The organism is Micromonospora sp. NPDC048909, from assembly GCF_040649635.1.
GTDB lineage: Bacteria > Actinomycetota > Actinomycetes > Mycobacteriales > Micromonosporaceae > Micromonospora.
Window position 1 is genome coordinate 412,162 of sequence record NZ_JBEZFU010000002.1, and the last position, 13,235, is coordinate 425,396.

The following is a 13,235-nucleotide window of genomic DNA, read 5'->3' on the forward strand; positions in this document are numbered from 1 at the left end:
GAAACATGCACATCTTGACTAACTGATGACGCCGTGAGTAGCGTCTCACCATCCTTTTGGAAAGTTTCCTAACTGTTTGGGGAGACGCCACATGAAGAGATCGCTCCGCCGGGCCCTCTGGGCCGGCGCCGTGGTCGCGGTGACCGCCGCGATGTTGCCCGTAACCACCGCGTTCGGCGCCGGAAGCGTGACCACCACGTTCACGAAGGTGCAGGACTGGGGGACCGGTCACGAGACCAGGGTGACGATCACCAACGGCTCGGACGCCACGGTCAGCACCTGGCGCATCGAGTTCGACCTGCCCTCGAGCACCAGCATCAGCAGCTCCTGGGACGCCGACGTGACCCGCAGCGGCAACCACTACGTCGCGGTCAAGAAGAGCTGGGCCGGTGGCATCGCTCCGGGCGCCTCGTTCAGCTGGGGCTACAACGGCAGCGGCGCCTACCAGGCCCCGTTGAACTGCACCGTCAACGGCGCCTCCTGCGGCGGTGGCGGCACCCCGCCCACCACCCCGCCGCCGACCACGCCCCCGCCGACCACTCCGCCGCCGACCACCCCGCCGCCGACCACGCCGCCGCCGACCACCCCGCCGCCGGCCGGCGCGAAGAAGGTCGTCGGCTACTTCGCCCAGTGGGGCGTGTACGCCCGCAACTACCACGTGAAGAACATCCACACCAGCGGCTCGGCCGCGAAGCTGACCCACATCCTCTACGCCTTCGGCAACACCACCGGCGGCCGCTGCACGATCGGTGACAGCTACGCCGACTACGAGAAGGCCTACACCGCGGCGGACAGCGTCGACGGCGTCGCGGACACCTGGGATCAGCCGCTGCGCGGCAGCTTCAACCAGCTGCGCAAGCTCAAGCAGATGTACCCGCACCTCAAGGTGATCTGGTCCTTCGGCGGATGGACCTGGTCCGGCGGGTTCACCCAGGCCGCGCAGAACCCGACCGCGTTCGCCGACAGCTGCTACAACCTGGTCGAGGACCCGCGCTGGGCGGACGTCTTCGACGGCATCGACATCGACTGGGAGTATCCGAACGCCTGCGGCCTGAGCTGCGACGCCAGCGGCCCGAACGCGTTCAAGAACGTCGCCGCCGCGCTGCGGACGAAGTTCGGCTCCAACGCCCTGGTCACCGCCGCGATCACCGCGGACGGCAGCAACGGCGGCAAGATCGACGCCACCGACTACGCCGGGGCCGCGGGCAGCCTCAACTGGATCATGCCGATGACGTACGACTACTTCGGCGCCTTCGCCGCGCAGGGCCCGACCGCCCCGCACTCCCCGCTCACCTCGTACACCGGCATCCCGCAGCAGGGCTTCTGGTCCGACGCGGCGATCCAGAAGCTCAAGAGCAAGGGCATCCCGGCCAACAAGCTGCTGCTCGGGATCGGCTTCTACGGCCGGGGCTGGACCGGCGTCACCCAGAGCGCCCCGGGTGGCAGCGCGACCGGCGCCGCCCCGGGCACCTACGAGGCGGGCATCGAGGACTACAAGGTCCTCAAGAACACCTGCCCGGCGACCGGCACCGTCGGCGGTACGGCGTACGCCAAGTGCGGCAGCAACTGGTGGAGCTACGACACCCCCTCCACCATCAACGGCAAGATGACGTACGCGAAGAACCAGGGCCTCGGCGGCGCCTTCTTCTGGGAGCTCTCCGGTGACACCACCAACGGTGAGCTGATCGGCGCCGTCAAGGGCGGTCTCGGCTGAGCCGTAGGCCGACGCACCACCCACACGGCGGGGAGGGACACGCACCGTCCCTCCCCGCCCGCGTGCGCCTGTCGCGCCGCGGCTGGCCGAGGGACCCTCGCCGCCACCCAGGTTGATGTGGCAGACTCGCCGCTCGGCATGTCTCGATGTCCAGCGGTCGGAGGGAGGGGTTGATGGGTGTGACGCACCGGAGGCTGATGGGTGCCGCCGCCACGCTCGCGATCCTGCCGCTCGCCCTCACCGGCTGCGGTCTCGTGGGCGGCGAGGACGAGCCGGCGGCGAAGCCCGAGCGCGCCCCCGCGGAGGAGGCCGCCGCCAAGTCCCGCGAGCGGGTGCAGGCCTACCTCGACGCGATGACCGCCAAGGACGCGGCGGCCGGTCGCAGCCAGCTCTGCGCGACGATGCACGACGGCTTCGACGCGGCGTCGACGGGGCCGAACGGCGACTTCGCCGACCACTTCGAGGTGCCGCAGGCGGCGATCACCGACATCCGGTCCGGCCCGCGCGGCCAGGAGGTGAGCGTCTCGGTCTCGGTCACCGCCGGTTCGCGGAAGGTCACCCGGCCGCTGGTGTTCACCGTCACCAAGGACGGCGCCGACTGGTGCATCTCCGGCGAGGCGCCGGCCAGCGCCACCGCCACGCCGGTCGCCCCGGCCGGGACGCCCGCTTCCTGAGCTGCGCCGATGCCACGGCCGGCCGGCGACCTCCCAGTTTCCGGAACGATCCCCCTCGCCGCTCGGCCGCCCCAGCCGTCGCCGTACGCTTTCTGTCATGCGCCATGAGTGGCATCAGCTGAGCCATCCCGCGGTGGGCAGCCCGGGGCTGCAGACCAGCCGCCCGACCGTCGACTCCGCCGAGGACGCGGCCCTCGGCCTCGACCGCTGGCGGGACCTGCCGCGCGAGCAGACCCCGCCCTGGCCCGATCCGGGGGCGGTGGCCGAGGTGTGCAAGGTGCTCGACACCGTGCCGTCGGTGGTCGCGCCCTACGAGGTCGACCAGCTCCGGCAGCGGCTGGCGCTGGTCTGTGAGGGCAAGGCGTTCCTGCTCCAGGGCGGTGACTGCGCCGAGACCTTCGCCGACAACACCGAGAGCCACCTGCTGGCCAACGCCCGCACGCTGCTCCAGATGGCGATCGTGCTGACCTACGGCGCGTCGCTGCCGGTGGTGAAGGTGGCCCGGGTCGCCGGGCAGTACACCAAGCCCCGGTCGCTGCCGACCGACGCGCGGGGCCTGCCGGCCTACCGCGGCGACATGATCAACTCGCTGGAGGCCACGCCGGCGGCGCGGGTCGCCGACCCGCAGCGCATGATCCGGGCGTACGCGAACTCGGCCGCCGCGATGAACATGCTCCGGGCGTACCTGGCCGGTGGGCTGGCCGACCTGCACGCGGTGCACGACTGGAACAAGGGGTTCGTGAAGAACTCCCCGGCCGGCGAGCGCTACGAGGCGATCGCCCGGGAGATCGACCGGGCGCTGGCGTTCATCCGGGCCTGCGGGATGACCGACGACGAGGCGCTGCGCACGGTCACCCTGCACTGCTCGCACGAGGCGCTCGCGCTGGAGTACGACCGGGCGCTGACCCGGGTCTCCGACAACCGGGCGTACGGGCTCTCCGGGCACTTCCTGTGGATCGGGGAGCGCACCCGGCAGATCGACGGCGCGCACGTCGACTTCATCTCCCGCATCGCCAACCCGATCGGGGTCAAGCTCGGCCCGTCCACGACCCCGGACGAGGCGATCGAGCTCTGCGAGAAGCTCAACCCGGACAACATCCCCGGCCGGCTCACCCTGATCAGCCGGATGGGCAACCACCGGGTCCGGGACGCCCTGCCGCCGATCGTGGCCAAGGTCACCGCGGCCGGCGCCAAGGTGGTGTGGCAGTGCGACCCGATGCACGGCAACACGCACGAGTCGTCCAACGGCTACAAGACCCGGCACTTCGACCGCATCGTCGACGAGGTGCTCGGCTACTTCGAGGTGCACCGGGGTCTGGAGACCCACCCCGGTGGCCTGCACGTCGAACTGACCGGCGAGGACGTCACCGAGTGCCTCGGCGGCGCCCAGGGCATCGAGGACCTCGACCTGCCCGACCGCTACGAGACCGCCTGCGACCCGCGGCTGAACACCCAGCAGTCGTTGGAGCTGGCCTTCCTGGTGGCGGAGATGCTCCGTGGCTGACGCGATGGGTGAGCTTGCGAGCCCCGCAGTCGGCAGCCGAGGAATGACAGTGGCTGACGCGAGGGCAGCCGAAAGGATGATCGTGGCTGAGTTTGTTGATCTGCGTTCGGACACCGTCACCCGGCCCACCGCCGGGATGCGGGAGGCGATGGCCACCGCCGAGGTCGGCGACGACGTGTACGGCGAGGATCCGACCGTCAACGCGCTGGAGGCCGAGGTCGCCGCCCTCTTCGGGCACGAGGCCGCGCTCTTCGCCCCGAGCGGGTCGATGGCCAACCAGATCGCCCTGCAACTGGTGGTGCCGCCGGGGCAGGAGCTGCTCTGCGACGCCGACGCGCACGTGGTCACGTACGAGATCGGCGCCGCGGCCGCGTACGGCGGAATCTCCTCGCGGACCTGGCCGGCGGTCGGTGCGGACATCGACCCGGACGTGGTCGCCGCCATGATCCGGCCGGACGGCTACTTCGCGGTCCCGACCCGGGCGATCGCCGTGGAGCAGACCCACAACCGGGGTGGCGGCGGCGTGATCCCGCTGGCCACGCTGCGTCAGTTGCGCGAGATCGCCGACGACGCGCAACTCGCGCTGCACTGCGACGGCGCCCGCATCTGGCACGCCCACGTGGCCGACGGGGTGCCGCTGATCGAGTACGGCCGCCTCTTCGACACCATGTCGGTCTGCCTCTCCAAGGGCCTCGGCGCCCCGGTCGGCTCGCTGGTGGTGGGCAGCGCCGAGAAGATCGAGCGGGCCCGGCTCATCCGCAAGCGGATGGGCGGTGGGATGCGGCAGGCGGGCATCCTGGCTGCGGCCGGCCGGTACGCCCTCGCCCACCACGTCGACCGGCTCGCCGAGGACCACGCGAAGGCCGCCCGGCTGGCCGAGGCGATCGCCCCGTTCGGGGTGCTGGCCAGCGCGGTGCGGACCAACCTCGTGCCGCTGGACCTGACCAAGTCCGCCTTCGACGCGCACGCGCTGGCCGCCGCCGCGCGGGCCGAGGGCGTGCTGATCTCGGTGCTCGGCCCGCGGACCGCCCGCCTCGTCACCCACATGGACGTCACCGACGCCGCCATCGACCGGGCTACCCACGCCCTGACCAAGATCTTCCGCAGCTGACCACCTAACTCCCGCGCGGTCGCCGGTGATCAAGAGGTTTGCGCCATTCCCGGCCGGGATCCTGACGCGAATCTCTTGATCACCCCGCCGCAGTGGGCGGGGGGAGGGGTTGGGCGGGGGTCAGGGGTGCAGGCGGGTGAGGGTGGCGATGTCGGCGGCGTGGCCGACGTGCTTCTCGGTGGGCGTCTCCACCACCACCGGGACGCCGGCGGTCGCCGGGTGCGCCATCAGCTCCGCGAACGCCGGCTCGCCGATCATGCCCTTGCCGATGTTCTCGTGCCGGTCCCGGGTCGAGCCGCACAGGTCCTTCGAGTCGTTCGCGTGCACCAGCCGTAGCCGGTCCGCCCCGACCGTGGCCACCAGGGTGTCCAGGGTCGCCGTCATGCCGCCCTCGGCGGCCAGGTCGTGCCCGGCGGCCCAGGCGTGGCAGGTGTCGAAGCAGACACCCAGCCCCGGGTGCCGGTCGACGGCGTCCAGGTAGGGCCCGAGCTGCTCGACCCGGGAGGCGAGCGACCGCCCGCCACCCGCGCTCGGCTCGACCAGCAGCATCGGACCACCGGCCGCGGTGGTCGAATCCAGCAGCGGCAGCAGCGCCTCGCGCACCTGCCGCATCGCCGCCTCGGCGTGCCCGGCGTCGACCGCGCTGCCGGCGTGGAACACCACGCCCTGCGCCCCGATCGCCGTGCCCCGCCGCAGCGCGTGAGCCAACGTCTCGGCCGACTTCTCGACCGTGGCCGGGGTGGGCGAACCGAGGTTGACCAGCAGCGACGCGTGGATGAAGACCGGCACGCCCCGCTCGGCGCAGCCGGCGCGGAACAGCGCGTCCTGCCCCGGGTCGCCGGGCGGCAGCGCCCAGCCGCGGGAGTTCGAGACGTAGACCTGGACCACCTCGGCGCCGGTCGCGTCGAGGTAGGGCAGGGCCGCCTTCGCCAGACCGCCCGAGGTCGGCGTGTGCGCGCCGACCCGACGGACCCCGCTCACCGCCATGTCAGAAGCATCCGATCGTCACCTGGGTGCCGGGCGGCACCTGCGAGTTCTCGCCCGGGTTCTGGAACCGGACGACCGCGTTCGGGTTGAACTGGATCGCCACCGGGAAGCCCTGGCTCTCCAGCACCTGCTTGGCCTGCGGGCACGGCAGGTCGATCACCCGGGGTACGACCACCAGCGGCGGGCCCTTGCTGACCTCCAGCTTGACCTGGGTGCCCTTCTCCACGCCGGTGCCATCGGCTGGGCTCTGCCCGAGAATCTCGTCCTTCGGCTTGTCCGAGTCCTTGTAGTTCTCCACCACGACCAGGCCGAGCTGGGTGAGGGCGGTCCGGGCGTCGGTGAGGCTCTTGCCGACCAGGTTCGGCACGCTGATCGGGGCCCTGCCCTTGCTGAGGATGACCGTCACCTTGGCGCCCGGCTTGACCTCGGCACCCACCTTCGGGTTGGTGTCGATCACCACTCCGGCCGGCAGGCTGTCGTCGTAGCGGGCGGTGCCCTTGGCCACCACCAGCTTCGCGTTGAGCAGATCTGCCTCGGCCAGCTCGAACTCCTTGCCCACCACGTCCGGCACCGGGAAGCGCTCCGGGCCGAGCGAGAGAGTCAGAGTGATCGTGCTGCCCTTGACGATCCGGGCGGCCGACGCCGGGTCCTGGAGCAGGACGCTGTCCTTCGGGGCCTTCTCGTCGTACTGCGGGTCGGCGTAGGCGAGGGTGATCCCGGCGCGGGCGGCCTGCGCCTCCGCCTCGGCCTTGGTCAGGCTGACCAGCTGGGGGGCGTCCGTGTAGCGACCCGCCCCGAACCACCAGCCCCCGACAGCGGCGACCAGGCCGAGGACCACCACGACGGCGGCCACCGCCAGCCGGCCGCGACGGTCGCTCATCACCCGGGCGCGCAGCTCGCCGAGCCGGGACCAGAGGTCGCCCTCGCCGGGCGACGAGGTGGCCCGCCGTCGGCCGGCCCGCTGGCCGCCCTCGGGCAGCCGGGCCCAGTTCGGCCGCTCGGCCGGACGGACGGCCGCGACCACCATGGTCGGCTGTGACAGCGGCTGCTCGTCGGGAACCCGGCGCAGCACGGCGGTGTGGCTGTTCTGGTTGCCCAGCTGATCGCGGGCCACCTGGACCTCGGTGAGCAGCGCTCCGGCGTCGGCGGGCCGGGCTGCGGGGTCGCGCCGGGTGGCCCGGGCGACGAGCTCGTCCAGGACCGGCGGCAGGGCGGGGACCAGGGTCGACGGGGCCGGCACGTCCCGGTCGACGTGCTGCCAGGCGATGTCGATCGGGCGGTCGCCGTCGTAGGGCACCCGACCGGTGAGCATCTCGAAGAGCACGATGCCGGCCGAGTAGACGTCGGTACGCGCGTCGGCCCGGCCCTCGGTGACCAGCTCGGGTGCGACGTAGGCCACCGTCGCCATGAGCTGGTTGCCGTCCTCCTCGGCGCTGGCCTCGACCGCCCGGGCCAGGCCGAAGTCGGCGACCTTGACCACGCTGTCGACCAGGTTGGCCACGCCGCCGGTGGGCGCCTCGGCGACCAGCACGTTCTCCGGCTTGACGTCGCGGTGCACCACCCCGGACCGGTGTGCGGCGGCGATCGCGGCGAGCATCTGCTCGAAGATGGCCAGCGCCTCGTCCGGGTTGAGCCGGCGCCGCTCGGCGAGGACGTCGCGCAGGGTGCGGCCGCGGACGTACTCCATGACCAGGTAGGGCAGGCCGCCGTGGGTGCCCTGGTCGTAGACGGCGACCACGTTGGGGTGGGTCAGCCGGGCGATCGTCTTCGCCTCGTCGGTGAACCGCGCGACGAAGCCGGCGATGTGCGACCGGGCCTCGGAGGCCTGGGTCGGGTGAATGATCTTGACCGCCACGGTGCGCTCGAGGCGCTCGTCGGTGGCGGTGTACACGGTCGCCATGCCGCCACGGGCCACGCGACCGCGGATGCGGTAGCGCCCGTCGATCAGCGAGCCCAGCAACGTGTCGGCGACCTGTGTGTCCATCGGCAGGGAGTCTATGTGTCCAGAGGGTGAAGGTTGAACAGGATGCTACAGCCGGGGCCCGACCGGGTGGGTCCCGGCGCGCTCGCCGCTCGCCGGAGAACGCTCTGACCTGCACCGACACCCCGTCGATACGTCGGCGGCCGGCCCGCGCCGGATCGGCGGCAGGAATCCGCCGGCGGGCGGGCGCTCCACCCCCGACCGGCGTCTGCCGGACGCCTCCTGCGGGGTGCCGTTGGCCCGGCACGGCGGCGGCGTGGCAGGGTGATCGGGTGACCGAACCCGTACCCGCCGACCAGGCCGCAGCCGGCCCCGACCTCGCCGGACCCGCCGACGCGGCCGGCTGGCTCACCCTGCCGGACGTCGCCGAGCGCCTCGACGTGTCGATCAGCAAGGTGCACCAGATGATCCGCGACCGCGAACTCCTGGCGGTCCGCCGGGACGGCATCCGCCGGGTGCCGGCGGAGCTGGTGGCCAACCACACCGTGCTCAAGCATCTGCCCGGCGTGCTCAACCTGCTCGCCGACGCCGGCTACGACGACGAGGCCGCGCTGCGCTGGCTGTACGAGCCGGACGACAGCCTCTCCGGCACCGCCGCCGCCGCGCTCGGCGGCGACCAGGCCCGCGAGGTCAAGCGCCGCGCCCAGGCCCTCGGCTTCTGACCCACCCCCACCCCCACCCGCCGGGCCGACGTTGATCATGGAGTTGTTGTCACCGGCACCGGCACCGGCGTGTCGTGACAACAACTTCTTGATCGACAGGCCGGCCGGGGGAGGCCGGGGTGAGAGAGGGCGGCCGGGGTGGCTCAGTCGGTGCGGCGGGTGGCGGCGATGGCCAGGTCGACCAGGGCCTGGCGGGCCTCGGTGTCGAGGTCGACGGTGGCCAGCGCGGCCAGCGCGGTCTCGGTCAGCGTGGCGATCCGCTGCTCCGTCCGGGCCAGCGCGCCGCTCGTGGTGATCAGCTCGCGCAGCCGGGCGACCCGCCGCTCGTCCAGGCCCGGATCGCCGATCCCGGCCATCAGCAGCTCACGGCCGGCGTCGTCGGTCGTCTCCAGGGCCGCCGCCACCAGGAAGGTGCGCTTGCCCTCGCGCAGGTCGTCGCCGGCCGGCTTGCCGGTCTGGGTCGGGTCGCCGAAGACGCCGAGCACGTCGTCACGGAGCTGGAACGCCTCGCCCAGCGGCAGCCCGTACGCCGAGTAGGCCGCCTGGACCTCCGCCGGCGCGTCGGCCAGCGCGGCGCCGAGCAGCAGCGGCCGCTCGACCGTGTACTTCGCCGACTTGTAGCGGGCGACCTTGCCGGCCCGCTCCACCGACGTGTCCCGGGTCACCTGGGTGAGGACGTCCAGGTACTGGCCGACGGTGACCTCGGTGCGCATCTCGTCGAAGACCGGCCGGGCCCGGGCCACCGTGCGCGGGTCCAGCCCGGCGGAGTGCAGCAGCTCGTCGGACCAGACCAGGCAGAGATCACCGAGCAGGATCGCGGCGGCGTCGCCGAACCCGTCGGGGTCGCCGCCCCAGCCGGACCTGCGGTGCCGGGCAGCGAACCGTCGGTGCACGGCGGGCTCCCCGCGCCGGGTGTCCGAGCGGTCCATCAGGTCGTCGTGGATCAGGGCGCTGGCCTGCACGAACTCCAGAGCGGCCAGGGCGGCCAGCACCTGGTCGCTGTCCACCCCGCCGGCGCCCCGGTAGCCCCAGTAGGCGAAGGCCGGCCGCAGGCGCTTGCCGCCGCCCAGCACGAAGGTCTCGATCGCTTCCGCCACCGGTGTCAGCGCGTCGTCGACACCGGCCATCCAGATCCGCTGATTGGCCAGGAACTCGGTGAGGGCCTTGTCGATCCGCTGGCGGAGGCCGGCACGGTCGATCGGGGAGACGGGAGCAGCGTCGGTCACGCCAGAACGCTAGCCGGTCCGGTCGGCGCTCGGATACCCGCCAGTATCGGCTGTGCCGCGCGGCCCGGTGGTCCCCGACCCGTCTTCGCCGGGGGCGCCGGACGGGGCAGGTAGGGGCGGGCCGCCGTGACCAGGGCCGAGTGCCGGCGGACCGCGGGCGCCCGCCGGTGGGCGGCCAGCCGGCGACGTACCTCGGTCAGTTGGGTCACCGCCCGGGGTGACCCGGCGCGTACCGCGTCGAGCAGCGCCACGCCGGCCACGTCGCAGGCCAGCTCGACCTCGCCGAGCTGGAGATAGCCCCGGGCCAGCCAGCCGCCGTAGATCGCCGCCCGGCGCGGGCGCCCCGGCTCCCGGGCCGCGTCGAGCAGCGCCTCGGCCCGTCGGGGTCGGCCCAGGGCGACCAGGGCCCGACCGGTCATCGCCGCCAGCTCCGGGCCGTCGAGCCAGTAGAGCCACGGCGGCTCCCGCTCCGGCTCGGGCGCCCCGGCGACCCGATCCGCCGCACCGAGGGCCTGCCGGGCGGCGTCCGGCTGCCCGCCGAGCGCGGCGGCCAGCGCCACCCGGTGCAGCAGCAGGGCACGCAGCCCCGGGCTGGCCCACCGCCGGCTGCCCGCGTAGCCGGTGCGGGCCAGCAGCAGCGCGCCCTGCGGATCGCCGGCCCCGGCCAGCAGGTGACTGGCCGAGCCGAGCAGGTGCCCGGCGAGGGCCGGATCCCCGGCGGCGGCCGCGGCGCGCAGCCCGAGCCGGTAGGCGTCCAGCCCACCGGCCAGATCGCCGGCGTCGGCGGCGAGCCAGCCGGCGAGCTGGGCCGACTCGGCGAGCACCGGCAGCAACCGGCGGCGCCCGGCCGGCCCGGACCGGGGCAGGGCCCGGACCACCCGGCGGAGCCGGTCGGCGCCGAACGGGGCGAGGTCGACGCCGCCGGCGAGGTCGTCCAGCCGGCGCAGCCCGGCCAGGTCGACGCCGGGTGCCGGGCCCGGGCGGGAACGCGGGGACGGGCCACCGGGCGGTGCCGCCCCGACCGACGGCCACCCGGGATGCCGGCCGGACCCGACGCCCGGTGCGTCGGAGGCGGTGAGCCGGCCGGGCGCGGGGACCAGCAGGGCAGCCCGCGGATCGGCCAGCCAACGCTGTGCCAGGGCAAGCAGCGCCGCGCGGGACCGGGCGCCCGCGGCGGGCCCGACCGGCGGCCGGGCGAGGCGTCGGGCCCGGGCCGCGGCGTCGGTCAACAGCGCGACCGGCGCGGCGAGGACGACGGCGAGCCAGCGCAGCCAGAAGTCGCCGGGCACCCGGACCTGCCGCTCCCACCGGGAGATCTCGTGCCGGCTCAGCGTCGGCACGCCGGCGGCGGCGCAGAGCTCGGCGGCGGTGCGCTGCTGGCTCCACCCGCGAGCCAGCCGGAGCTGGGTGAGCAGCGGCCCGAGCAGCAGCGGGCCGGCGTGCGGGGTCGGCGTCATGATCCCTCCCGACGGGGTCGGCGCGGCGCCGCGGGCCGGCCCACCGGACCGGCCGCGCCACCACTGGCGGCGACCCCCGCGCGTGCCCCCGGGAGCCGGCCGACCCGGCCGGCTCCACCCGCGCTGCCATCTGGATATCCCGGGGGTACGACGCTTTCCCGCGCCGCCCGGCCCGACCCGCCGCCCGGCGGCGTCCCGTCCGGCCGTCATCGGGTGGGAAGATCGTGGGTACGGGGGCCCGCTCCCGCTAGAGTCGGAGCGTGGCGCTCGGTCTTCCCTCGGTCCTCCCCAACCCGCAGCCGGCGATCGGGGAGCTGATCCGTGAGCGGCAGCCGACCTTCTCCTTCGAGTTCTTCCCGCCCAAGACGGCGCAGGGCGAGCGCCTGCTCTGGCAGGCGATCCGGGAGCTGGAGTCGCTGCGGCCGTCGTTCGTCTCGATCACGTACGGCGCGGGCGGGTCGACCCGGGACACCACCGTCGCGGTCACCGAGCGGATCGCCACCGAGACCACCCTGCTGCCGATGGCCCACCTGACCGCGGTCGACCACTCGGTCGCCGAGCTGCGGCACGTGATCGGCCGGCTGGCCGGGGTCGGGGTGCGCAACGTGCTGGTGGTGCGCGGCGACCCGCCGGGCAACCCGGGCGGCGAGTGGGTCCGCCACCCCGAGGGGGTGCTCTACGCCGAGGAGCTGGTCCGGCTGGTGCGCGACGCCGGTGACTTCAGCGTCGGCGTGGCCGCCTTCCCCTACAAGCACCCGCGCTCCCCGGACGTGGTCAGCGACACCGAGCACTTCGTCCGCAAGTGCCGGGCCGGCGCCGAGTTCGCGATCACGCAGATGTTCTTCGACGCCGACGACTACCTGCGGCTGCGGGACCGGGTGGCCGCCGCCGGCTGCGACACCCCGATCCTCGCGGGCGTGATGCCGGTGACCCAGCTGGGCACGATCGAGCGGTCGGTCCAGCTCTCCGGGGCGCCCTTCCCGACCGCGCTGGCCGAGCGGTTCGAGAAGGTCGCCGACGATCCGGAGGCGGTGCGCCGGCTCGGCATCGAGCAGGCCAGCGAGATGTGCCGCCGGCTGCTCGACGAGGGTGTGCCGGGGATCCACTTCATCACCCTCAACCGCTCCACCGCCACCCGCGAGGTCTGGCAGAACCTCCGGGTGGACGCGCGGGCGTGAACGCGCGCACCGCGACACCTGATCACCGCCGCGACGGTTGATCCGTGGTGGGCACAAACCTGAAGTGGGACGAGTACGCCACGGCGTGGGCGCGGCTGCACGGCGGCTTCGACCCCCGGTCGGCCGCGCCGGTGGTGCGCGCCTGGCTGCGCTTCGCCTACCACGTCGGGTACGTGCTGGGTCGGCTGCGGGTCGGCCCGACCGCGGTGACGGTGGTCGGCGTGCTGCTCTGCGTCTGCGTGCCGGTCTTCGCCGTACGGCCGGGGGACGGACCGTTCCTCGGCGCGTTGTTCGTGCTGCTGGCCGGGGTCGCGGACAGTGTCGACGGCGCGGTGGCGGTGGCCACCGGCCGGACCACCCGGCTCGGCTACGTCTACGACTCGGTGGCCGACCGGCTCGGTGAGGTCGCCTGGCTGGTCGCGTTCTGGCTGATCGGCGCGCCCGGTGCGTTGGTGGTCGCCGGTGGGGCGCTCTCCTGGCTGCACGAGTACGTGCGGGCCCGGGCGGTCTCCGCCGGAATGCGGGAGATCGGGGCGGTGACCGTGGGGGAGCGCCCGACCCGGGTCTCGGTGGCCGTCGGCGGGCTGCTGGTGGCGGGGCTGGCCGGGCTGATCCAACCCGACCTGACGGCCGGCACGATCACCATGGCGACCGCGGTCTGGGTGCTGCTCGCCGGCTTCGGTCTGGGCCAGTTGACGTCCGCCGTCCGCCGGGCCCTGCTCGAAGCCGGCTGAGCCCGAC

Annotated in this window: 11 protein-coding genes; 7 read left to right on the plus strand and 4 right to left on the minus strand. The window is 73.8% G+C overall.

Translation table 11 applies throughout. From position 1 onward, the window contains the following. Positions 1-91 precede the first annotated feature (91 nt). The 4 genes from AB0C04_RS08105 to AB0C04_RS08120 all read left to right on the plus strand — a co-directional run bounded on the left by AB0C04_RS08105 (position 92) and on the right by AB0C04_RS08120 (position 5,003). Positions 92-1,714: a glycosyl hydrolase family 18 protein gene (locus AB0C04_RS08105; RefSeq protein WP_350872333.1), complete on the plus strand. Its 1,623-nt coding sequence runs from the start codon at positions 92-94 to the stop codon at positions 1,712-1,714. Positions 1,715-1,887: 173 nt separating this feature from the next. After that, positions 1,888-2,388, plus strand: a complete 501-nt coding sequence (locus AB0C04_RS08110) for a hypothetical protein (RefSeq protein ID WP_357050112.1) — start codon at positions 1,888-1,890, stop codon at positions 2,386-2,388. A gap of 97 nt (positions 2,389-2,485) precedes the next feature. Then, complete coding sequence (locus tag AB0C04_RS08115) at positions 2,486-3,892, plus strand: class II 3-deoxy-7-phosphoheptulonate synthase (protein WP_357050115.1); 1,407 nt, start codon at positions 2,486-2,488, stop codon at positions 3,890-3,892. A 76-nt stretch (positions 3,893-3,968) separates the two neighbouring features. Continuing rightward, positions 3,969-5,003 (plus strand): GntG family PLP-dependent aldolase, encoded by a 1,035-nt coding sequence (locus AB0C04_RS08120; protein ID WP_357050118.1) that lies wholly within the window; start codon positions 3,969-3,971, stop codon positions 5,001-5,003. Between the two features lie 120 nt (positions 5,004-5,123). On the opposite strand, the gene AB0C04_RS08125 is transcribed toward AB0C04_RS08120, so the two are convergent. Both AB0C04_RS08125 and pknB read right to left on the minus strand, forming a co-directional pair. Continuing rightward, a complete protein-coding gene (locus AB0C04_RS08125) occupies positions 5,124-5,990 on the minus strand; it encodes a deoxyribonuclease IV (protein ID WP_357050121.1) in 867 nt (288 codons plus the stop codon). 1 nt (position 5,991) lies between these two features. Beyond that, positions 5,992-7,974, minus strand: coding sequence for a Stk1 family PASTA domain-containing Ser/Thr kinase (gene pknB, locus AB0C04_RS08130; protein WP_357050124.1), 1,983 nt, complete (start codon positions 7,972-7,974; stop codon positions 5,992-5,994). A 269-nt stretch (positions 7,975-8,243) separates the two neighbouring features. On the opposite strand from pknB, the gene AB0C04_RS08135 reads away from it, so the two are divergent. Continuing rightward, positions 8,244-8,633 carry an Rv2175c family DNA-binding protein gene (locus AB0C04_RS08135; protein WP_350872345.1) on the plus strand — a complete coding sequence of 130 codons (390 nt, stop codon included), beginning with the start codon at positions 8,244-8,246 and terminating at the stop codon, positions 8,631-8,633. A gap of 143 nt (positions 8,634-8,776) precedes the next feature. Here AB0C04_RS08135 and AB0C04_RS08140 read toward each other — a convergent pair whose 3' ends face one another. Together AB0C04_RS08140 and AB0C04_RS08145 are read right to left on the minus strand one after the other, a co-directional pair. After that, positions 8,777-9,859: a polyprenyl synthetase family protein gene (locus AB0C04_RS08140; RefSeq protein WP_357050128.1), complete on the minus strand. Its 1,083-nt coding sequence runs from the start codon at positions 9,857-9,859 to the stop codon at positions 8,777-8,779. Continuing rightward, positions 9,856-11,316: a transcriptional regulator gene (locus AB0C04_RS08145; RefSeq protein ID WP_357050131.1), complete on the minus strand. Its 1,461-nt coding sequence runs from the start codon at positions 11,314-11,316 to the stop codon at positions 9,856-9,858. The genes AB0C04_RS08140 and AB0C04_RS08145 overlap by 4 nt, the downstream gene beginning before the upstream one ends. Positions 11,317-11,576: 260 nt before the next feature. Between AB0C04_RS08145 and metF the strand changes: the two genes are divergently transcribed. Together metF and AB0C04_RS08155 are read left to right on the plus strand one after the other, a co-directional pair. Further along, entirely contained in the window at positions 11,577-12,494 is a 918-nt protein-coding gene (gene metF / locus AB0C04_RS08150) for a methylenetetrahydrofolate reductase [NAD(P)H] (protein ID WP_357050134.1), read from the plus strand. A 44-nt stretch (positions 12,495-12,538) separates the two neighbouring features. Further along, positions 12,539-13,228, plus strand: a complete 690-nt coding sequence (locus AB0C04_RS08155; protein WP_350872353.1) for a CDP-alcohol phosphatidyltransferase family protein — start codon at positions 12,539-12,541, stop codon at positions 13,226-13,228. Positions 13,229-13,235: the final 7 nt, after the last annotated feature.

Bases quoted from the DNA above. Each gene is read 5' to 3' on its own strand.
- AB0C04_RS08105 (WP_350872333.1), top strand. From the start codon at position 92: ATGAAGAGATCGCTCCGCCGGGCCCTCTGGGCCGGCGCCGTGGTCGCG.
- AB0C04_RS08110 (WP_357050112.1), top strand. From the start codon at position 1,888: ATGGGTGTGACGCACCGGAGGCTGATGGGTGCCGCCGCCACGCTCGCG.
- AB0C04_RS08115 (WP_357050115.1), top strand. From the start codon at position 2,486: ATGCGCCATGAGTGGCATCAGCTGAGCCATCCCGCGGTGGGCAGCCCG.
- AB0C04_RS08120 (WP_357050118.1), top strand. From the start codon at position 3,969: ATGATCGTGGCTGAGTTTGTTGATCTGCGTTCGGACACCGTCACCCGG.
- AB0C04_RS08125 (WP_357050121.1), bottom strand. From the start codon at position 5,990: ATGGCGGTGAGCGGGGTCCGTCGGGTCGGCGCGCACACGCCGACCTCG.
- pknB (WP_357050124.1), bottom strand. From the start codon at position 7,974: ATGGACACACAGGTCGCCGACACGTTGCTGGGCTCGCTGATCGACGGG.
- AB0C04_RS08145 (WP_357050131.1), bottom strand. From the start codon at position 11,316: ATGACGCCGACCCCGCACGCCGGCCCGCTGCTGCTCGGGCCGCTGCTC.